Annotated in this window: 18 protein-coding genes; 4 read left to right on the top strand and 14 right to left on the bottom strand. The window is 70.5% G+C overall.

Annotated elements, in window-relative coordinates:
• Positions 1–264: 264 nt before the first annotated feature.
• From FHR56_RS07815 to FHR56_RS07870, 13 genes are all read right to left on the bottom strand, one after another.
• Entirely contained in the window at positions 265–870 is a 606-nt protein-coding gene (locus FHR56_RS07815; protein WP_160948191.1) for a nucleotidyltransferase family protein, read from the bottom strand.
• A complete protein-coding gene (locus FHR56_RS07820) occupies positions 870–1,922 on the bottom strand; it encodes an XdhC family protein (RefSeq protein WP_160948192.1) in 1,053 nt (350 codons plus the stop codon). The genes FHR56_RS07815 and FHR56_RS07820 overlap by 1 nt, the downstream gene beginning before the upstream one ends.
• A 214-nt stretch (positions 1,923–2,136) precedes the next feature.
• Positions 2,137–2,298 carry a crosslink repair DNA glycosylase YcaQ family protein gene (locus FHR56_RS20600; RefSeq protein ID WP_237473358.1) on the bottom strand — a complete coding sequence of 54 codons (162 nt, stop codon included), beginning with the start codon at positions 2,296–2,298 and terminating at the stop codon, positions 2,137–2,139.
• A complete protein-coding gene (locus FHR56_RS07825) occupies positions 2,262–3,299 on the bottom strand; it encodes a crosslink repair DNA glycosylase YcaQ family protein (RefSeq protein ID WP_237473359.1) in 1,038 nt (345 codons plus the stop codon). Before FHR56_RS07825 ends, FHR56_RS20600 begins: the two co-directional genes overlap by 37 nt.
• A gap of 294 nt (positions 3,300–3,593) precedes the next feature.
• Positions 3,594–4,082, bottom strand: coding sequence for a transcriptional repressor (locus FHR56_RS07830; RefSeq protein ID WP_017907264.1), 489 nt, complete (start codon positions 4,080–4,082; stop codon positions 3,594–3,596).
• Between the two features lie 16 nt (positions 4,083–4,098).
• Positions 4,099–5,505, bottom strand: a complete 1,407-nt coding sequence (gene gltX, locus FHR56_RS07835; RefSeq protein ID WP_160948193.1) for a glutamate--tRNA ligase — start codon at positions 5,503–5,505, stop codon at positions 4,099–4,101.
• Between the two features lie 166 nt (positions 5,506–5,671).
• Positions 5,672–6,556 (bottom strand): carbon-nitrogen hydrolase family protein, encoded by an 885-nt coding sequence (locus FHR56_RS07840; RefSeq protein WP_160948194.1) that lies wholly within the window; start codon positions 6,554–6,556, stop codon positions 5,672–5,674.
• Positions 6,553–7,158: a GNAT family N-acetyltransferase gene (locus FHR56_RS07845; protein ID WP_160948195.1), complete on the bottom strand. Its 606-nt coding sequence runs from the start codon at positions 7,156–7,158 to the stop codon at positions 6,553–6,555. Before FHR56_RS07845 ends, FHR56_RS07840 begins: the two co-directional genes overlap by 4 nt.
• Before the next feature lie 497 nt (positions 7,159–7,655).
• Positions 7,656–8,087, bottom strand: coding sequence for a hypothetical protein (locus FHR56_RS07850; protein WP_160948196.1), 432 nt, complete (start codon positions 8,085–8,087; stop codon positions 7,656–7,658).
• Between the two features lie 22 nt (positions 8,088–8,109).
• Complete coding sequence (gene creD / locus FHR56_RS07855) at positions 8,110–9,468, bottom strand: cell envelope integrity protein CreD (RefSeq protein WP_160948197.1); 1,359 nt, start codon at positions 9,466–9,468, stop codon at positions 8,110–8,112.
• Between the two features lie 229 nt (positions 9,469–9,697).
• A complete protein-coding gene (creC, locus tag FHR56_RS07860; RefSeq protein WP_160948198.1) occupies positions 9,698–11,140 on the bottom strand; it encodes a two-component system sensor histidine kinase CreC in 1,443 nt (480 codons plus the stop codon).
• Position 11,141: 1 nt separating this feature from the next.
• Entirely contained in the window at positions 11,142–11,852 is a 711-nt protein-coding gene (creB, locus tag FHR56_RS07865; protein ID WP_160948199.1) for a two-component system response regulator CreB, read from the bottom strand.
• 61 nt (positions 11,853–11,913) lie between these two features.
• Positions 11,914–12,441: a hypothetical protein gene (locus tag FHR56_RS07870; RefSeq protein WP_160948200.1), complete on the bottom strand. Its 528-nt coding sequence runs from the start codon at positions 12,439–12,441 to the stop codon at positions 11,914–11,916.
• Positions 12,442–12,913: 472 nt separating this feature from the next.
• Between FHR56_RS07870 and rlmJ the strand changes: the two genes are divergently transcribed.
• Positions 12,914–13,771, top strand: a complete 858-nt coding sequence (gene rlmJ / locus FHR56_RS07875; RefSeq protein WP_160948201.1) for a 23S rRNA (adenine(2030)-N(6))-methyltransferase RlmJ — start codon at positions 12,914–12,916, stop codon at positions 13,769–13,771.
• 33 nt (positions 13,772–13,804) lie between these two features.
• Here the strand turns inward: rlmJ and FHR56_RS07880 are convergent, their stop codons facing one another.
• A complete protein-coding gene (locus tag FHR56_RS07880; protein WP_160948202.1) occupies positions 13,805–14,776 on the bottom strand; it encodes a YwqG family protein in 972 nt (323 codons plus the stop codon).
• A 132-nt stretch (positions 14,777–14,908) separates the two neighbouring features.
• Here FHR56_RS07880 and FHR56_RS07885 point away from each other — a divergent pair, with 132 nt between their 5' ends.
• From FHR56_RS07885 to FHR56_RS07895, 3 genes are all read left to right on the top strand, one after another.
• Entirely contained in the window at positions 14,909–15,451 is a 543-nt protein-coding gene (locus tag FHR56_RS07885) for a GNAT family N-acetyltransferase (protein ID WP_019797389.1), read from the top strand.
• A 121-nt stretch (positions 15,452–15,572) separates the two neighbouring features.
• Positions 15,573–19,232, top strand: a complete 3,660-nt coding sequence (mfd, locus tag FHR56_RS07890; protein ID WP_160948203.1) for a transcription-repair coupling factor — start codon at positions 15,573–15,575, stop codon at positions 19,230–19,232.
• 445 nt (positions 19,233–19,677) lie between these two features.
• The gene (locus tag FHR56_RS07895; RefSeq protein ID WP_019798878.1) at positions 19,678–19,998 is read left to right on the top strand and encodes an STAS domain-containing protein; all 321 of its coding nucleotides are present in this window, start codon (positions 19,678–19,680) and stop codon (positions 19,996–19,998) included.
• Positions 19,999–20,006: the final 8 nt, after the last annotated feature.

Below are 20,006 nucleotides of genomic sequence, written 5' to 3' on the forward strand. Positions count from 1 at the left end.
CCAGAAACGCGCCGTGCACCCTTCTCCCTCGTAGGAGCGGCTTCAGCCGCGACAGGCATTCCCGTTAACGCCGGTCGCGGCTGAAGCCGCTCCTACAACGGGGCTTCCGGCGGCGTGAGAGGCGACCTTCAGCACGACGAGCGAAGCAGAACGTCCTTCCAACATCGACCGTCGTCTGACGGAAGCCCCTGCTCGGCTGCACCTCGCGCAGCGCAATGCAAGGCCCCGCAGGAACCACCGCAACGCCACGCCCGACCGCAACCGCTACGGATCCAGCCACCCCCGCGCCACCGCCGCCTGCACATCTTCCGGCGTATCCAGATCCAGGGCCAACGCCGGTGCGACGATGCAGCCGAGGCTGTCCGGCGCCAGGGTTGCGAACAACGCGCGCAAGCCCTGGTCGCCACCCAATGGCAGTGTGCGCCAGCGCTGCTGCGCCACCACCGCCGGCATGCCGCGCACGCCGGCGTAGGCGCTGACCGCGCAACCGGAGGCCGCCCGCGCAGCCGCCGCCAGCAGGTCGTGCAGATGCGCCGCGGCCAGTGCCGGCTGGTCGCAGCCGAGCACCAGGCTGCGGGTGATCGCGGCATCGTCGCGTACCGCCGCACGCAGGCAGTCGAGGCTGCCACCCATGCCGGTGGACCAGCCCGGATTGCGCACGCATTCCACCGGCAATCCCTCCAGCAGCGGGCGCAGCGCCTCGGCCTGCGCGCCCAGCACCACCACGCAGCGCGCCGGCGCGGTGGACAAGGCCAGCCGCACGACCTTGCGCAGCAGCGGCTCGCCGTCGCTGGTCAGCGTCTGCTTGGCGCGGCCGAGGCGGCGGCTGGCGCCGGCCGCCAGGATCAACGCCGCGTGCGCCTGCGCCATCAGCCGCCGCCCTCGGCCAGCAAGGGCCGTGCTGCCGCCAGCGCATCGCGATGCGATCGCCGCGGCCTGTCGCTCGCCTGCCCGACCGCGCTCAGCCGCGGCGGCGCCGCCCGGCTGGCCTGCAATTGCGCGGCAATGCTCAGCGCGATCGCCTCCGCGCCGTTGCCGCCCAGGCGCAGCCCAACTGGCGAATGCAGGCGCGGCAGCAACTGCGCGCATTGCGCAGAGCTCAGCAAACGGAACAGGTCCTCGCGCCGCCGCAGCGGTCCCAGCAGGCCGACGAACGGGACCGTGGTGCCGGCCAGCGCATCCAGCGCTTCGCGGTCCAGTTCGAAATGATGGTGCATCACCAGCGCCGCATCGCTGCCGGCGCAGTCGGCCACCGCGCGCGTCGGCGTGCATGCCAGGGCGCGGTCGGCCAGCGCGGCCAACCCAGACCAGCGCGGCCGCTGCTCGACCAGGGTGGTCATCCAGCCCAACTGGCGCAGCAAGGGCAGCAGCAAGGCGGTTTCCGGGCCGGCGCCGAAGACACTGACCCGTGGCGCAGGCGGCACGTACACCTCGCCGACACGCGGCGACGCGGCCGAGACCGTGCGCCACGGCAGGCACCACCGCACCGCCTGCTCGGCGACACTGGCGACGATGCCGCCGTCGGCGTCCAGCGCCAGGGTCAGGCCACCGCGGCCCTGCAGCCAGGCCTGGGCCACCCCGTCGAAACCCGGCAAGGCGTGCAACGGCAACAAGGCCAGGTGCAAGCGCCCCCGGCAACCGGCTGCCGAGCCGGACAGCAGGTCTTCGTCCTCGCGCGTGTCGATCTCCATCCACACCGGCGTACCGGCGTCGGCCGCCTCTGCGGCGCAGCGCGCGATCTCCGGCTCCAGGCAACCGCCGCTCAGCCAGCCCTGCTGCGCACCATCGGCGCCGAACAGGGCCATCGCGCCGGCATGCGCGTAGGTGGAGCCTTCGCGGGCCATCGCCACGGCCAACACCGCGGGCGCACCGCGGCGGCAGGCGTCGAGCGCATCTTGCAGACAGTGGCGGGCAGCGGACATGCGGCGGCCAGGCGAAGGGGGAATCCAGAGCCTAAGCGGCGGCTTGTGGTCGCGAGGTGACCCTCTGGCCGCTCGCAGGCGTCGCGTTCGCGGCGGCGGCGCAGGGAGATCGACGATGCGCGGCGCGGTGCCGCAGTCCGGCGCTGCGCTGCGGATGCGGCACCGCCGACCTTGCGCCACCGGCACGCCACACACTCGCGGCGGCGACGGCCCGCTACGACAGATGGAAGCGCTCGAACCGCTGCAGCGCCGCGTCGATCGTCGCCTGCAGCGCCGCCCGTCGCGGTTCCAGCCAGGTCCATTGCTGGATCAGCAGGCGGCCGGCGCGCCGGTCCATCTTCAGGTCCAGCGCGGCGACGATGCGGTCGCCGACCAATACCGGCAGCGCGAAACCGGCAGCGCGAAGTAGCCCAGCACCCGCTGCGGCGCCGGCACGTAGGCCTCGAAGCGGTGGGTATAGCCGAAGAACTGCTGCAGCCGCTTGCGCTGGATCACCAGCGGATCGAATGGCGACAGCAACAGCGCCCGGGTCGGATCCGGCGGCGGCGGCGTGCTATCCAGCACCTCCGGCTCGGCCCACAGGGCCACGCCTTCCTGGCCCTGCAGATGCACCGGGATCAGGCGCTTGCGCGCCACTTCCGCGGCGATCAACCCACGTACCGCCGGTTTGGCGGCGGTCTCGCCATAGCAGATCGACTCCACGCCGACGATGGCTTGCGCGCGCAGCGCACGCTGCAGCAGGTAACGCGCGTACTGCGCCTCGCTGACCGGACGCGGCCGCTGCCGCCAGCCGAAATGCCGCGCGGCCAGTTCGTAGGTCTTGAGCATGCCGCTGCGCTGGCTGACCACCAGGTCGCCGCTGAAGAAGCCGTACTGCAATGCGGCCCGCGATGGCTTGCGGCTGCCCCAGGGGTGGGTCTTCTCGACCAGCACGTCGTCGTCGATGTCGCGGATCGACAACGGTCCCTCGCTGCGGATCCGCCGCAGCAAGCGCGCGTAGTCCTGCGCATCCACCGTACCCCTGGCATCGGCCTGTGCACGTCGGCGCGCCATCTGCGCCATGTACATGCGGTAGTCGGCGACCGGCACGTAGGCCAAGGCATGGGTCCAGTACTCGAACAGCGACTTGTCCTGGGACTGCGCCTGCTCCAGGTCCTGCTCGCGGTACTCGGGAATGCGCGTATACAGCACATGGTGATGGCTGCGCGCGATCACGTGAATGGTGTCGATCTGTACATAGCCCAGGTGCGCAGTGGCCTGCCGCACGGCCTCGGCACCATCGCCAAACGGTGCCGGCGTGGTCAGCCGCTGGGCGTGCAGCCACAGCGCGCGCGCCCGCGTGGGCGCGAGTGGGACAGAAGCGACGGGAGTGCGCATCGAACGACCTTCCTGGTAACGCGGCAGCGCCGGCCAGGATAGCAATCCCGGATGCGCAGCGCGGGTCGCAGAGCACTCGCCGCACTCGGCCGTCGCGACCCTCGTCGCTCCGATCACCCTAGCCCACGCCGAACCCCGCGCAACATGTCACCGCCACGATTCAAGGCGGACAGGACGTACCCGCGTTGCGGTGATAGCAGGCATTTCGACCGCAACCCATCCGATCCAGTCACGCTCAAATCAAGCGCATGCCTCGCCCCGCGGGCCTGCAACGCGAGGCAATGCAGGCCAGGCTCAACCCGCGCACTTCGCGCACAGCCCGTGCACTTCCAGGGTCTGCGCCTGCGGCTGGAAGCCCAGGGCCTTGGCGCGCTGCTCCAGTTGGCTGACCACGTCGCGGTCCTCCAGCTCCACCGCGCTGTGGCAGCGGTCGCAGATCAGGAACGGCACCGAGTGCTGGGCGCTGCTCGGGTGGTGGCAGGCGACGAAGGCGTTGACCGATTCGAGCTTGTGCACGAAGCCGTTGGCCATCAGGAAGTCCAGCGCGCGGTACACGGTGGGCGGGGCGTCGGCGCCCACGCCCTTGCCCTCGCGCACCCATTCCAGCAGGTCGTAGGCCTTGACCGGGCGCCCGGCCTCGGCGATCAGCCGCAGCACGTTGGCGCGGATCGGGGTCAGGCGCAGACCGCGCTCGCGGCTGACCCGCTCCACCACCTTGACGAAGTCGGCAGCGTCGTGGACGTGGTGGTGCGGCTCGGTGCAGGCGGTCTTCTTGCTGGACATGGCGGTCTCCCGGGAATCAGCTTCCCGCTGGAATCTTGATGAGCGCGGCGTCGATGCGTTTCAAGGCCTCCTCGCGACCGGCCAGGTAGACGGTCTGCGAGATGTCCGGGCTGACCTGGGTGCCGGTGATGGCCACGCGCAGCGGCTGCGCCACCTTGCCCATGCCGATCTCTAGGGCGGCGGCGGTGTCGTGCAGCGCGGCGGCGACGCCCTCCAGGCTCCACTGCGGCAGCGCGGCCAGCAGTTCCCGGGCCTTGCCCAGCGCCAGTTCGGCGCCCGGCTTGAAGTGCTTGGCCACCGCCGCGTCGTCGTAGCTGATCAGCGGGCGGTACCAGACCTCGGCCTTCTCGGCCATTTCCTTCAGGGTCTGCACGCGCTCGCGCAGCGCCACCACCACCTCGGCCGCGGCCGGGCCGGCGGCCGGGTCGATGCCGAGCTTGCGCAACTGGAACTCCAGCTGCGGTGCGATCGTCGCCGGGTCGTCGCTCTTGAGGTAGTGCTGGTTGACCCAGCCCAGCTTGGCCATGTCCAGGCGCGCGGCCTTGGAATTGACGTCCTTCACGTCGAACAGGTCGATCAGCTCCTGGCGCCCGAACAGTTCCTGGTCGCCGTGCGACCAGCCCAGCCGCGCCAGGTAGTTGATCAGCGCGTGCGGCAGGTAGCCGGCATCCTTGTACTGCATCACGTCGGCTGCACCGGTGCGCTTGGACAGCTTGGCGCCCTGCTCGTCGAGGATCATCGGCATGTGCGCGAACTTCGGCACCGGCGCGCCCAGCGCCTGGTAGATGTTGATCTGCCGCGGGGTGTTGTTGATGTGGTCGTCGCCGCGGATCACCTCGGTGATGGCCATGTCCCAGTCGTCCACCACCACCGCGAAGTTGTAGGTGGGGTAGCCGTCGGGACGGAAGATCACCATGTCGTCCAGTTCGCTGTTGGCGATCTCGATGCGGCCCTTGATCAGGTCGTCGAACGCCACCACGCCCTCGGTGGGGTTCTTGAAGCGGATCACCCGGTTGGGATCGTCGCGATACGGCAGGTTCAGTTCGCGCGCGGCACCGTTGTAGCGCGGCTTTTCCTGCCGCGCCATCGCCGCTTCGCGCATGGCGTCCAGTTCCTCGCGGGTCTCGTAGGCGTAGTAGGCCTTGCCCTGCGCCAGCAACTGCTCGGCGACCTCGCGGTAACGGTCCAGGCGCCGGGTCTGGTAGATCGGGCCTTCGTCGTAGTCCAGGCCCAGCCACTCCATCGCCTCCAGGATCGCATCGATCGCCGCCTGGGTGCTGCGCTCGCGGTCGGTGTCCTCGATCCGCAGCACGAATTCGCCGCCGCGGTGGCGCGCCTCCAGCCAGCAGTACAGCGCGGTACGCGCGCCGCCGATGTGCAGGTAACCGGTGGGACTGGGGGCAAAACGGGTGCGGCAGGCCATGGAACGCTCGAAACGACGGGAATCGGGCGATTTTACTCTGCCGTGGCGGCGCCTGCTGGCGCCGCGGGACTCGGGAGTGGGGATTCGGGGTTGGGGCAAGCGGCTTGGTGCCGGGGCGACAGGTCCTCGCGAGCCGGGTGCGCAGTCGATTGCAGGGGACTTCCCGCTATGCGAAGGCGCTCAGCTCCGCGCGGAGCACGGCTGGCGCCAGTTGCCCGCGCCAGTCGCGGTCGTTGGCCACCTGGGCGGTGGCGCGGCTAGCCTCGAACGCGGCGAAATCCAGTTCGGCGATCGCCCAGACCTGCTCGCCGCGGGTCTGCGCGACGATGCCGTCGGCGGGGAAACCGGCGTCCATCGGCGCGTACAGCGTCGCCTCGCCGGTGTTCACGTCCAGCGCCGGGCTCCACTCGGCGACGCCGGCGGTCACCGACTGGGCCACGAAGATGCGGTTCTCCAGCGCCCGCGCCAGGCAGCCCACGCGCACGCGGGTGGCACCGGCCTCGGTGTCGGTGCAACTGGGCACCACCAGCAAGCGCGCGCCGGCCTCGTACTGGGCGCGAACCGGCAGCGGAAACTCGCTGTCGTAGCAGACCGCCACGCCGGCGCGCACGCCCTCGGCCGCGAACACCTTCAGCGCCTCGCCGCCGTCGATCAGGCCGGTGGCCTTTTCGAACCCGGTCAGTTGCAGCTTGTCCTGCCAGCCGTGGCCGCCGTCCGGGGTGAACCAGTAGGCGCGATTGCGGTAGCGGCCCTGCCCGTGGTCGAGCAGGAAACTGCCGGCGACCACGTGCAGGCGGAGGCGCCGCGCCAGGTCGGCAAACAACCTCATGTACGGCGCATGCAACGCCTGGATCGCGGCCAGCGAGGCCGGCAGCCGCGCCGACACCTCGGCGCCGAAGGTCGCGGCCAGCTCCAGCGACAGATACTCGGGCAGCACCGCCAACTGCGCGCCAGCCTGCGCGGCCTCGCCGAGCAGCGCGGCCTGCTTGTCGGCGAAGGCGGCGAAATCGGCGGGCGCGCCGATCGGATACTTGGCGACGGCGACTTTCATGCGGCAGGCTCCAGCGCGCGGGTCCAGAACTCCAGGGTGTGCGGCGTTTCGCCGCGGTCGACCTCGTTCCACGGCAGGTGCATACGCAGCGCCGGCTGCGGCTGGTAGCCGCGCTTGCGCCAGAACGCGTCGTTGCCGCGATAGTCCGGCGGCCGCCGCGGATCGCCGGGCGCCCGCTCCACCGAACAAAATGCGGTCAGGCGGAAGCGACCGAGCGCGCGCGCATGCGCCTCGCGCTCGTCGAAGAAGGCATGGCCGACGCCGCGGCCGCGGTACTGCGGCAACAACACCGATTCTCCGAAATAGAACACCTCGGCCGGGTCGATCTCGCTGCCGGCGAAGGCCGCGGCGAAGGCCTCGGCGTCGTCGGCCAGCGGCAACCCAGTGGAGGCACCGACCACCTGGCCGCTGTCGCGCGCCAGCACGAACACGCTGTCCGGCGAGGCGGCATAGGCGGACAGGTACGCGCGTTCGTAGTCCAGATCGCCGTCGTAAAGGTAGGGCCAGTCGCGGAACACCGCGATGCGCAGCTGCGCGACCGCGTCCAGGAACGGCACGATCCCGGCGCCGCGCAGGCGCTGCATGGAGAGCGGAGAGTGCATCCGTGCACTCTACCGCAAGCGTTTCCCTGGCGCTGCCTGCCTGGCGATGCCCTTGCCCATGCGTCCTTGCTGCGTCCCTGCGTGGGCGTCCTGCCCGTCCCATGACGCACGCGCTTCCTTGCCCTGCCTGCCTGCGACGCCCTGGCGTGTGCGTCCTTGCGTGGACCTCCAGCCCGTCCTGAGACGCAAGCGCCTCCTTGCGCCACCTGCCTGGTGAGGTCCTTGCGTCTGCCTCCTTGCCGCCTCCTTGCCGCCTCCCTGCGTGCGCATCCCTGCGTGCACATCCCTGTGTGCTTACCCTGCGCGTCCTATGACTACGCGTTTCCTTACGCTGCGTGGCCTGCGGCGTCCGCATGTGGCCTTGTCGCTTCCCTGCGCGGGCGTCCTACCCGTGCAGTACCCGGTGGTGGCGTCCTGCCACCGCCGGCATTCCTGTCGTCCATGGCCGATGCCATCCGATCCCCCGCCGTGGCAGCGATCGACGCGGGGGCCCTGCCTCAGCGCCACCATCGGCACAGCAGTGCCGCCTGTGCCGGCAGCACCAGCAGCCGCGCGCGCCCCTGCGTCTCCCAGGTGACGAAGCCGGGACTGGACGTACCGCCGGCGTTCTCCGCGTCCGTGTCCGCGGCCGGATCGCGGCGCACCGCGCGCCAGGGGCAGTAGCGCCACGGCGCGGTGTCGCCGGGCAGGGCCGCACGCGCCTGCACTGCGCCGCCCAGGAACGCCGCCGCGTCGCCGGCCAGGGCCGCGCGGCTGCGTTCGCTCAGGCGCAGCCACAGGGCGCCGCCGCGGTCGGCGGCGGTGACCAGCGCGGCCTGCGCACTGCGCGCCAGCGTCGCCGGCAGGTTGCCGTGATGCAGGCCATGGGTTTCGAATGCGGCAGGAAGCAGTGCCTGCAGGCGACGATGCAGATGACGGTGCGCGACCATGTCCGGTGCTCCTCGCGGCGGCTCAGCGCAGCGACGCGCCGAGCGCGTACCAGTCGATCCGGCGGGTGATCCACATGATCGCGCCGAGGATGCCGAACAGCAGCAGCGAGCCCATCAGCAGGGCGTTGTCTTCCGAGGCCAGCAGCCCGTACAGCGCGCCATACAGCACGGTGAGCATGGCGGCGAAGCCGGCCGCGCGCAGGCGGCTGCGCAGCACCCCGGACAGGTAGAAGAACTGCAGCCCGATACAGGCCGCCGCCGAGACCAGATAGGCCTGCCAGAACGGGATGTGCTCGGACAGGCTGAGCAGCAGCAGGAAGAAGATCGCCAGCGCCAGGCCGACCAGCAGGTACTGCAGCGGATGGATCGGCAGGCGCTTGATCAGCTCGAACAGGCCGAAGGCGACGAAGGTCAGCACCACGAACAGCAGGCCATACTTGCTGGCGCGCTCGGCCTGGGTGTACACATCCACCGGGTCGACCAGATCCACGCGCAACGCGTCCAGCTCCTGGCCGCCGGAGTCCGGAAGCGGCGACGACCCGCGGGTCTCCAGCGCGGACTGCACCTGCGCCTGCGCACCGGTCGCCAGCGACGACAGCGCCCAGTTCGCCTGGAACCCCTGCGCAGTGATGCGGCGCTCGTTGGGCAGGAAGCGGCCGCCGAACAGCGGATGCGGCCACGGCGAACTCAGCGCGATCTGGTTGTCGTCGCCCACCGGCACGATCGACAGCGCCTGGGTGCCGTCGAGCACGAACTCCATCTGCACGTCGTGCAGATCGGTCAACCGCCCCTGCTGCGCATCGCGCAACGCCGGCAACACGGCATGCACGCCCTTGGAGACGCCGGCCAGGCCCCTCGATCCTGGCTGCAGCGGCAGCGCGCGGCCGTCGGTGCGCAGGTTGGGCGTGCCGACCAGGCCGCGCACGTCCTGCAGGCCGATCGCCAGGTACGGCGTTCCGTAGCGACGGCCGTCGACGGCGGCGTAGTCGAGATCGTCGAATTCGGCCTTGAGCCGTGCATGCCAGCTGTACACCTGCACCTTGAACAGGCCGATATGGCGCTGCGACGGCTTCAGTTCGCCCTCCACCTGCAGCCGCCGCGGCGCCTGCAGCACGTAGCCGGTCTCGGTCTCGCGCTTGGTCACGCGCTTGCCGTCGGCGTCGAGCACCGCGACCTCACGCTCCTGGGTCCACGGGATCACCCGCACCGGGCCGAGCAGGCGCTGTTCGCCGGCCTTGCTCTGCGACACCCGCTCCACCGCCTCGTCGCGGTAGTACTGGCGGTCTTGCACGGTGCCGCGAATCATCAGCAGCGGGATCAGCAACAACAGGATCAATCCGCCGATGGTGGCGAATCGCAGGAGCAGTTTCAGGGATTTCATGGCCGCCTCGCGTCTTGAGAGGGCGCCAGGATGCTGCCGCTGCGTGGGCAGGGTTTGAGGCGAATTTGAAGTGGATGTGAAGTGGGAGGAGCCGGGATTGGGGATTGGGGAATCGGGATTGGTGGCCGGCATCCCGTCGACGCGGCGCCCCAACTGTGGGAGGGACTTCAGTCCCGACGAGGGAGCCTCGGCACCCCACTTCACGCGCTCTCGCGCGAATCGACCCGGGTCAGGCCAGCGGCAACGCCAGGCAGGCGACCGCGCCGCCGGTGTCGCGATTGCGCAGGCTGGCATCGCCGCCGTGCAGGCGCGCTACCTCGCGCACGAACGGCAGGCCGAGGCCGGAGCTGCGCTGGCCGGTGGCCGGGCGCGCCAGCGAATAGAAACGCTCGAACACCCGCTCCAGCGCGTAATCGGGAACACCCGGACCGGCGTCCTCCAGCGACACCAGCACGCGCGCATCGGCGCCGCGTTCGGCACGCAGCACGATGACCGCGCCCTCCGGCGAGAAGGCGATGGCGTTGTCGAGCAGGTTGTGCAGCGCCTGGCGCAGCAGGTAGGGATCGCCGGACACCACCAGGGCCGGGTCCAGCGCCTGCACCTCCAGCCGCAGCCCGCGCGCCTGCAGTTGCGGCGCCAGCGCTTCGGCCAGGTCGGCGCACAGCGGCGCCAGCGCCACCGGCTCGCGCCGCTGCAGCCAGCCGTGCTGCTCCACCTCGGCCAGCGCCAGCAGCTTGTCGATGGTCTCTGTGAGGCGCTGCTGCTGCTCGGCGATGTTGCGCACGAAGCGTTGCCGCTCCGGCTCCGGCAGCGGCTCCTGCAGCAGTTCCGCGGCGCCGCGGATCGCCGCCAGCGGGCTCTTCATCTCGTGCGTGAGCGACTGCACGTACTGCTCGACGTACTGCTTGCCCTCCAGCTTGCGCCGCATCGTCTCCAGCGCGCGGCCGAGATCGCCGATCTCGTCGCGGCGCGGCGGTGGCGGAGGCACCGGCGCACCAGCGCTGACCGCCTGCGCATAGCGGTTGAGCCGGCCGATCCCGCGCAGCAGGCCCCAGGTCATCAGGATCCCGATCAGCGCGGAGATGCCGATCAGCCAGGCGCCGCGCAACAGGATGCTGCGCTGGCTGGCGACGATGAACGGCTCGATGCTGCGGTTGGGCTGGGACAGGGTCAGCACGCCGATCAGCCGCCGCTGGTCGGCCGGATCGTAGACCGGCGCGGCCACATGCATCACCGTGTGGTTGGGGTCGCCGTCGGTCTCGGGGCTGGAGCGGGCGCCGTACTCGCCGCGCAGGGTGCGGTACACGTCGTTCCAGCGCGCGTTGTCGCGGCCGATGTCCTGCCCGCGCGAGTCGAACACCACGATACCCGCCGCATCGGTGATGGTGACGCGGTAGTCGACGCTGTGCTTGGGGAAACGCCAGACCATCGCGCGCGGATCACGCCGTTGCGCGGCGCCCAGGTCTTGGGCGAACCGGCCGCTGGCGATGCGCCCGTCCTGCAGATCCTGTGCGGCCATCTGCGCCAGCACGTTGGCCGCGTCCACCAGGGTCGATTCCATCGCCTGGCGCACGCCCGGCTTGACCTCGTTGACGAACACCCGCATCACGAAGAACGCGGCGACGCCGACGATCAGGAAGAAGCCGAGGAACAGTTTCAGCCCCAGCCGCACCTCAGGCCTCCAGCGCGTAGCCGAGGCCGCGGTGGGTGCGGATCGGGTCGTGGACGGCGCCGGCCGCGCGCAACTTGGCGCGCAGGGTCTTGATATGCGTGTCGACGGTGCGGTCGGCGCTGTCGGCGCTGCTGTCCCAGCCGCGGTCCATCAGTTGCGCGCGGCTGAGGATGGCGCCGGGCCGCTGCAGCAGCGCCGCCAGCAGCGCGTACTCGTAGCGGGTCAGGTCCAGCACCGCGCCCTGCCAGCGGATGCGGCGGCCGTCGCGGTCGATGGCGAAATCGCCGTGCCGCTGCCAGCCGGCGTCGGCATCGCCGACCACTACCGCCGGACGCCGCAGCCGCGCCCGCACCCGCGCGACCAGTTCGCGCGGCGAGAACGGCTTGGCCATGTAGTCGTCGGCGCCCAGTTCCAGGCCGAGCACGCGGTCGATCTCCTCGTTGCGCGCGGTCAGGAACAGCACCGGCACCTGGCTGAAGCCGCGCAGCGTGCGGCACACCTCGAAACCGCTCAGGTCCGGCAGGCCCACGTCCAGCACCACCACGTCGATGCCGCCCTCGCGCAGCTGCGCCAGGGCCTCGCGCCCGAGCTGACAGTGGCGCACCTGGTAGCCCTCGCTGCGCAGCGCGTACAGCACGGTGTCGGCAATGGCGGATTCGTCCTCGACCACGAGGACACAGGCGGCGGCAGGCGTGGACATGGCGCGCAGCATAGCCGCCACGCGGGCGCCGCGGCAGTCCATTCCGCCAGCGCCGGCATTGGCCGTCATAGGCTCAGCTGGCGGCGCGTACGCTGGCCGTGCCCGGCGGCGCCGCCAGTTCCACCCGGTTGCGGCCGCCGTGCCTGGCCCGCTGCTGGACTTCGACGACGACCTGTTGCGACAGGTCCGGCAGGCCCATGTCCAGATAGGCGTCGGCGATACCGATCAGGGTCAGCAGCGCCACCCAGCCGCCATCGCGCTGCGCATCGAGGCGGCGCAGGCCCTGCAGGGTGCGCAGCGATTGCGCGTAGCGGCCGGCGTCGCGCGCGCCGAAGGCACGCATGCGCAGGGCCGCCGCGCGCAAGCGCGGGAACCGCTGCGCGTCGGTCAGCGCCAGGATCGTGGTGGCGGGCCGCAGGTAGGCCGGGCGCTGACCGTCGTTGTACAGCGCGTAGGTCTCGCACAGCAGGTACTCCAGGCGCACCTGCACATTGGCATGCGCGACCGCGCCGCGCTCGCCGCGCCGCGCCTGCTCCACCGCTGCGGCCGGCCCCTGCGGGAAGTGCTGGCAATCGAAGGCGTCCAGGCGCGCGCGCCGCACCGGATCGTCGGCCGGCAGCCAGGCGCGCAGGCGCGCAGGCGCGCATGCGCGACACGGTAGGCCTGCTCGTCTGCGGCCATGTCCTTGCCGTGCGCGCCGACATCCTCGATCAATGCATCGAACGCCGCGGCCTGCCCCGCGCGGGGGCGGACGCCTGGTCACGGGCGGCGCGAATGCGGCGAACGGCAACGCTAGCGCCAGGACTCCAAGCAACAGGAAAAAAGGCATCGACCTGCAAACCGTGGCACTCGCCGGCCGCCCACGCGGCACCGGCACTGCGCACCCGAACGCCCCGAACGACGCCTGCGCCCGGATGCACAGGCCCATCGTCCACGCCTTCCTGCCGCATGCCCGGCAGGCGCCACGCGACCGCCAGCGATCGCTCGGCCAGTGTACCGCGGCCACGGACCGTCCCTGCCCGGCGCCGCAGCCAAGCGTGGCCGGCTGGCGTGGCGCCCCGTACACTGCGCGGATGAATTACCGCCACGCCTTCCACGCCGGCAACCATGCCGACGTCCTCAAGCACATCGTGCTGCTGGCGCTGCTCGATGCGTTCAAGCGCAAGGACAGCCCGTTCTTCGTGCTCGATACCCACGCCGGGCGCGGCCGCTACCTGTTCGCCGCCAACGAGGCACGCAAGACCGGCGAGGCGGCCGCCGGCGTGCTGCGGTTGATGGGTCAGCCAACCCTCCCCGAGGTGGTGGAGCGCTACCTGCGCGCGGTTCAGGCCGACAATCCGGTGGGGGCGCTGGTTGCCTATCCGGGCTCGCCGTTGCTGGTGGCGCAGGCGCTGCGCGCACAGGACCGGCTGGCCGCCTGCGAGCTGCAGGCCGAGGAAGCCGCCGAACTCAAGGCGCTGTTCGCCCACGACCGCCGCGTGCAGGTGCACGCCGGCGACGGCTATGCGGCGATCAAGGCATTCCTGCCGCCGAAGTCCGGGGCCAACCGGATCGGCCGCGGACTGGTGCTGATCGACCCGCCCTACGAGGCGCAGGATGCCGAGTACCCGTTGATCGTGGCCGCGCTGCGCGAGACCCTGAGCCGCTGGCCACAGGCGGTGTGTGCGGTGTGGTATCCGATCAAGCAGCGCCGCAGCCTGCAGCCGTTCTTCCGCAAGGCCGCGGCGCTGCCGGTGGCCTCGGCGCTGGTCGCCGAACTGCAGGTGCGCCCGGACGATTCGCCGCTGCGGCTCAACGGCAGCGGCATGCTGCTGCTCAATCCGCCCTGGCAATTCGAGCAGACGCTGGCGCAGGCGCTGCCGCCGCTGAAGGCGCACCTGGGCGAAGCCGGCGCCAGCACGCGCCTGGAGTGGCTCAAGCGCGAGGCGTGAGTTGTCGTCACGCGGCAGCGCGCACGCGCACGCTCAGAAGCAATCCCAGTTGTAGGCGACGCGGCTGAAATCGCCGCGCCGCAAGTCGTCCGGGTCGATGAAGAAATTGGCGACGCCGCTGTCGCCCCACATCATCTCCTCGTCGCTGTCCAACTGCAGCAGCAGGACCTGCCGATCCTGCGGCGTCCGTGGGTCTTCCTGGGTGAACTCCGGGTAGCCGCCGAGCTTGTGCCCGCCCCGGCTCAGCGCATCGAACAGCGCGTCGTCCACCGTATCCTGCGACACCGCGTGGCCGCTGGCGTACGCGGCGGCGACCTCCTCCAGCGGCTTCCCCAGCACCTGCTCGAACCGCACGTCGCTGCTGCCGATGATTTCCTCACCGGCGTCGAACCGCATCGCCCGCGGCCGCGCCGGATCGAACGGCAACGTGTCGGCGGCCGGCAACGGCACCTCGACCTGCCGCGCCGACGCCTTCGGCTGCGGCCAGTACACCACGCGGAAATTGCGTTGTTCGCTTAGCGCAGCCAGGTCGATGCGCGCGTCGCCCAGGTTGGCGCCATAGAAATCGTCGCCGCCGATGAAGAACTGCAGCATGCCCTGGCGCGGATAGCCCGGCAGGGGCGGCATCCGCGCCAGATCGATCTGCGCCAGCAGCGCCAGCGGCTGGCCATCGGCCGCGTGGGGATAAGGCTTGTCGCCGGTCCAGTAGGGGCGCCCGCCGACCTTGCTGGCCAGGCGATCGTCCTGCGCCATCGGCTGCAACTGCAGCTGCAGCACCGGCCGGCGCGTGGCCTGCAGGCGCGCCCGGTACGGCGCCAATGCCCCTGTCGCCAGTTGCTCCGCATCGGCGACAGGGGCGACAGGGGCGGCGCTGGCGGTCGTCGGCGTGGCGCTGTGCTGCATGCGCAGCAGCCAACGGCCGCCGCCCACCAGCAACAGCACCAGCAGCGCCGCCGTTCCCAGCCCGATCGCCGCCGACACGGCAACGGCATGCGATGTCTTCATCGTCGTGCATTCCCTTGGACGAAGCGCCACTTTAGCAAGGCCACCACAGCCGCACACGCGCAGGACGCTGCGTTCACGGACGCAGGTGTCGGCTAATGCGAGAATCCAGGCTTCGTCGAGGATCATACGGCCATGGCTACCCGCAACCGCATGCCTCCGTGGCATGAAACCTTCACCCTGCCCAGTGGGCGCGAACTGTTGATCCGGCCGATCCGGCCGGAGGACAGCGCGCCCCTGCAAGGCGCCTTCGGCCTGCTCGGGCCGACCGAGATCCGCGAGCGTTTCCTGCATTCCACCCAGGAACTGACCGAGGACATGGCGCAACGCCTCACCCATCCCAATCCGAAATCGGAACTGATCCTGGTCGCGGCCGAGCCGCTGCCGCCGGGCGAGGCCGTGGTCGGCGCGGTGGCGCGCGCGGCGATCATCCCGGGCACCCGCGAGGCGCAGTACGCGATCCTGGTCAGCAGCTTCGTCTCCGGCCAGGGCCTGGGCCGGCAACTGATGCGCAAGCTGGTCAAGTGGGCGCGCCGCAAGTACCTGGACCGGCTCTACGGCGACGTGCTCGAACGCAACGTGCCGATGCTGCAACTGGCCGAGTCGCTGGGCTTCCAGCGCATGCCGCATCCGGACAATCCGGACCTGGTGCGGGTGGTGCTGGAACTGGGCAACTGAAACCTCGGGCCCCGGAACCCGGGACCCGGAAAGCCAGAGCTCCGCAGGCAGCTTTAGCTCCTGCTCTTCCGGGTCCCCGGTCCCGGGTCCCGAGTCCCGACCTTGCTAAACTAGTTGGTCCATGCCGCCCCTTCCCTTCCCCGTTCCGCCGCTGCCCAAATCCGGCCAGCTCCGCGCGCACTGGCGCGCTCCCGCCTCCTCCACCGCACTGGCCTGGCACATCGCCTGCGCCGCGTCCGCGCACCGCGGGCCGTTGCTGGTGGTGGCCCGCGACAACCAGAGCGCGCATCAGCTCGAAGCCGACCTGCACAGCCTGCTCGGCGACGACGCCAGCCTGCCGGTGGTGCCGTTCCCGGATTGGGAAACCCTGCCCTATGACCAGTTCAGTCCGCACCCGGACATCGTCAGCCAGCGCCTGGCGGCGCTGCACCGGCTGCCGACGCTGACCCAGGGCATCGTGGTGGTGCCGGTACAGACGCTGATGCAGCGGGTGGCGCCGTTGCGCTACATCGTCGGCGGCAGTTTCGACCTGCGCGTGGGCCAGCGCCTGGACCTGGACGCGGAGAAGCGCCGGCTGGAAAGCGCCGGCTACCGCAACGTGCCGCAGGTGATGGACCCCGGCGATTTCGCCGTGCGCGGCGGCCTGCTCGACGTGTACCCGATGGGCACCGATGCGCCGCTGCGGATCGAACTGCTGGACGAGGACATCGATTCGATCCGCGCCTTCGACCCCGAATCGCAGCGCTCGCTGGACCATGTACAAGCGGTGCGCATGCTGCCCGGGCGCGAGGTGCCGATGGACGATGCCAGCGTGGAGCGGGTGCTCACGGCGCTGCGCGAGCGCTTCGACGTCGATACCCGGCGCAGCGCGCTGTACCAGGATCTGAAGGCCGGGCTGGCGCCGTCGGGCATCGAGTACTACCTGCCGCTGTTCTTCCAGGAGACGCGCAGCGGCGGCGCGCGCGAGGCCACCGCCACCCTGTTCGACTACCTGGGCGAGCACGTGCTGCCGCTGATCGCCCCGGGCGTGGGCGCCGCGGCCGATGCATTCTGGACGCAGACCCAGGCCCGCTACGAGCAACGCCGCCATGACGTGGAGCGTCCGCTGCTGGCGCCGGAGGAGCTGTACCAGGCGCCGGATGCGCTGCGCGAGCGCCTCAACGGGCTGCCGCGCATCGACGTGTGGGCCGCCGACCATCCGCGCATCGACGAGGCGCAGGCCTTGGGCGACCAGCCGCTGCCGCCGCTGCCGGTGGCGGCCAAGGACGCCGCGCCGGCCGCGGCGCTGAAGAGCTTCCTCGACCACTACCCGGGACGGGTGCTGATCGCCGCCGACTCACCGGGCCGCCGCGAGGCGCTGCTGGAAGTGTTGGCGGCTGCGGAACTGAAGCCGGAGGTGCTGCCGAACTTCGCCGCGTTTGTTCCTTCTCCCTCCGGGAGAAGGGGGAGCGAAGCGCCGGATGAGGGTGCGGCGCCTGCGCGGTCCTCATCCAAGAAGGCTGCTGCTTCGTCCGCGTCCTCAACCGCAGCGCAGGCAAAGCTCACTAGCGGTCGTACCCTCACCCCAACCCCTCTCTCAGAGGGAGAGGGGCTTTCTGCTGCGCGCTTCGCTATTGCGGTGGCACCGCTGGACGACGGCTTCGCGCTGGAGGCGCCGCGCATCGCGGTGCTGACCGAGCGCCAGTTGTTCCCCGAGCGCGCCAGCCAGCCGCGGCGCAGCCGGCGCGTGGGGCGCGAGCCGGAAGCGATCATCCGTGACCTGGGCGAGCTGTCCGAGGGCGCGCCGATCGTGCACGAGGACCACGGTGTCGGCCGCTACCGCGGGCTGATCGTGCTCGATGCCGGCGGCATGCCCGGCGAGTTCCTGGAAATCGAATACGCCAAGGGCGACCGGCTGTACGTGCCGGTGGCGCAATTGCACCTGATCAGCCGCTACTCCGGCGCCTCGGCCGAGACCGCGCCGCTGCATTCGCTGGGCGGCGAGCAATGGACCAAGGCCAAGCGCAAGGCCGCCGAGAAGGTGCGCGACGTGGCCGCGGAGCTGCTGGAGATCCAGGCGCGCCGCCAGGCCCGTGCCGGACTGGCGCTGCAGGTGGACCGGGCGATGTACGAGCCGTTCGCCGCCGGTTTCCCGTTCGAGGAGACGCCCGACCAGTTGGCCGCGATCGACGCCACCCTGCGCGACCTGGCCAGCAGCCAGCCGATGGACCGCGTGGTCTGCGGCGACGTCGGCTTCGGCAAGACCGAGGTCGCGGTGCGCGCGGCCTTCGCCGCCGCCAGCGCCGGCAAGCAGGTGGCGGTGCTGGTGCCGACTACGCTGCTGGCCGAACAGCACTACCGCAACTTCCGCGACCGCTTCGCCGACTATCCGCTCAAGGTCGAGGTGCTGTCGCGCTTCAAGAGCAGCAAGGAGATCAAGGCCGAACTGGAGAAGGTGGCCGCCGGCAGCATCGACGTGATCGTCGGCACCCATCGCCTGCTGCAGCCCGACGTGAAGTTCAAGGACCTGGGCATGGTCATCGTCGACGAGGAGCAGCGCTTCGGCGTGCGCCAGAAGGAAGCGCTGAAGGCGCTGCGCGCCAACGTGCACCTGCTCACGCTCACCGCCACGCCGATCCCGCGTACCTTGAACATGGCCATGGCCGGCCTGCGCGACCTGTCGATCATCGCCACCCCGCCGCCGAACCGGCTGGCGGTGCAGACCTTCGTCACCCAGTGGGACAACGCGCTGCTGCGCGAAGCCTTCCAGCGCGAACTGGCGCGCGGCGGCCAGCTGTACTTCCTGCACAACGACGTGGAGAGCATCGGCCGCATGCAGCGCGAGCTGAGCGAGCTGGTGCCGGAGGCACGAATCGGCATCGCCCACGGGCAGATGCCCGAGCGCGAGCTGGAAAAGGTGATGCTGGATTTCCAGAAGCAGCGCTTCAACGTGCTGCTGTCGACCACGATCATCGAATCGGGCATCGACATCCCCAACGCCAACACCATCGTCATCAACCGCGCCGACCGCTTCGGCCTGGCGCAGTTGCATCAATTGCGCGGCCGCGTGGGCCGCTCGCATCACCGCGCCTACGCCTATCTGCTGGTGCCTGACCGCCGCAGCATCACCCCGGATGCGCAGAAGCGGCTGGACGCCATCGCCTCGATGGACGAACTGGGCGCGGGCTTCACACTCGCCACCCACGACCTGGAAATCCGCGGCGCCGGCGAACTGCTGGGCGAGGACCAGAGCGGGCAGATGGCCGAAGTCGGCTTCAGCCTGTACACCGAACTGCTGGAACGCGCGGTGCGCAGCATCCGCCAGGGCAAGCTGCCGGATCTGGACGCCGGCGAGGAAGCGCGCGGCGCCGAAGTGGAACTGCACGTGCCGGCGCTGATCCCCGACGATTACCTGCCGGACGTGCATACCCGCCTGACCCTGTACAAGCGCATCTCCAGCGCCCGCGACAGCGACGGCCTGCGCGAACTGCAGGTGGAGATGATCGACCGCTTTGGCCTGCTGCCGGATCCGGTGAAGCACCTGTTCGCGATCGCCGAGCTGAAGCTGCAGGCCAACGCGCTGGGCATCCGCAAGCTGGAACTGGGCGAGCACGGCGGGCGCCTGGTGTTCGAAGCCAAGCCCAATGTGGATCCGATGACCATCATCCAGATGATCCAGAAGCAGCCCAAGCTGTACGCGATGGACGGCCCGGACAAGCTGAAGCTCAAACTGCCGCTGCCGGAAGCGGCCGACCGCTTCAACGCCGCGCGTGGCCTGCTGACCGCGTTGTCGCCACGCTGAGCAAAACGCGGGCGATCTGCCCGCGTCTGCTCGCATGCGACCGTGAGCTTCCGCCACACGGTCGCGGCACTCATCCCGTGCTGAAAGGCCGCCGCTACATGCGGAGGCGTAGGAGCGCGCCTGCCTCGCTGACCACGCGACGCGACGGGTCTTCACGTGAAGACCGCGGCGGCACGTGCGGTCGCGCAGCTTTTTGACGCCTTCACACCCGCCGTGTTTGGCACGGCACGTGCAACGACCTGGGAACCTACCCCGATCGGCGCGGTTGTGGGATGCGCATCCTGTCGCGGATCTGAACCACTCAGGCCGGTGTGCGGCATGCGAGACAAATGCGTCATTCACTTAAATATTTCCTGACCGCGCCGATATCGCTGGTACCGAAGCCTAAACATGCCCTTCACGGCGTGCCGCCGGCTTTCCATTCGCCCACTGCCGGAGACCCGCCATGCGCTCGACGCCCCCCGATGAACAGGACCTGCCGCTGCAGCTGAGCGTGGACGGCGACATGACCATCCGCCGTGCGGCCGAACTGAAGCCGCTGCTGCTGCCCGCGCTGGAGCATCCCGGCGGCCTGCGCCTGCAGCTGCAGGAGGTGACCGACATCGACGCCACCGGCGTGCAGCTGCTGCTGGCCACCCAGGCCGCACTGCGCGCGCTGGGGCGGCCGTTCCAGCTGGAGGGCTGCAGCACCGCGGTCGGCGATGCGCTGGACCTGCTTGGCCTCGGCGACGCGTTCGAGCGCGTCGGCAACGACACCCTTCACTAATCGGCAGC

This window comes from Xanthomonas sp. F10, assembly GCF_014206815.1.
GTDB classification, from domain to species: domain Bacteria; phylum Pseudomonadota; class Gammaproteobacteria; order Xanthomonadales; family Xanthomonadaceae; genus Xanthomonas_A; species Xanthomonas_A indica.

Bases quoted from the DNA above. Each gene is read 5' to 3' on its own strand.
- gltX (WP_160948193.1), bottom strand. From the start codon at position 5,505: ATGGCCTGCCGCACCCGTTTTGCCCCCAGTCCCACCGGTTACCTGCAC.
- FHR56_RS07885 (WP_019797389.1), top strand. From the start codon at position 14,909: ATGGCTACCCGCAACCGCATGCCTCCGTGGCATGAAACCTTCACCCTG.
- rlmJ (WP_160948201.1), top strand. From the start codon at position 12,914: ATGAATTACCGCCACGCCTTCCACGCCGGCAACCATGCCGACGTCCTC.
- FHR56_RS07880 (WP_160948202.1), bottom strand. From the start codon at position 14,776: ATGAAGACATCGCATGCCGTTGCCGTGTCGGCGGCGATCGGGCTGGGA.
- FHR56_RS07825 (WP_237473359.1), bottom strand. From the start codon at position 3,299: ATGCGCACTCCCGTCGCTTCTGTCCCACTCGCGCCCACGCGGGCGCGC.
- creD (WP_160948197.1), bottom strand. From the start codon at position 9,468: ATGAAATCCCTGAAACTGCTCCTGCGATTCGCCACCATCGGCGGATTG.
- FHR56_RS07850 (WP_160948196.1), bottom strand. From the start codon at position 8,087: ATGGTCGCGCACCGTCATCTGCATCGTCGCCTGCAGGCACTGCTTCCT.
- creB (WP_160948199.1), bottom strand. From the start codon at position 11,852: ATGCTGCGCGCCATGTCCACGCCTGCCGCCGCCTGTGTCCTCGTGGTC.
- FHR56_RS07895 (WP_019798878.1), top strand. From the start codon at position 19,678: ATGCGCTCGACGCCCCCCGATGAACAGGACCTGCCGCTGCAGCTGAGC.
- FHR56_RS07840 (WP_160948194.1), bottom strand. From the start codon at position 6,556: ATGAAAGTCGCCGTCGCCAAGTATCCGATCGGCGCGCCCGCCGATTTC.
- mfd (WP_160948203.1), top strand. From the start codon at position 15,573: ATGCCGCCCCTTCCCTTCCCCGTTCCGCCGCTGCCCAAATCCGGCCAG.
- FHR56_RS07820 (WP_160948192.1), bottom strand. From the start codon at position 1,922: ATGTCCGCTGCCCGCCACTGTCTGCAAGATGCGCTCGACGCCTGCCGC.
- FHR56_RS07845 (WP_160948195.1), bottom strand. From the start codon at position 7,158: ATGCACTCTCCGCTCTCCATGCAGCGCCTGCGCGGCGCCGGGATCGTG.
- FHR56_RS07830 (WP_017907264.1), bottom strand. From the start codon at position 4,082: ATGTCCAGCAAGAAGACCGCCTGCACCGAGCCGCACCACCACGTCCAC.
- FHR56_RS07815 (WP_160948191.1), bottom strand. From the start codon at position 870: ATGGCGCAGGCGCACGCGGCGTTGATCCTGGCGGCCGGCGCCAGCCGC.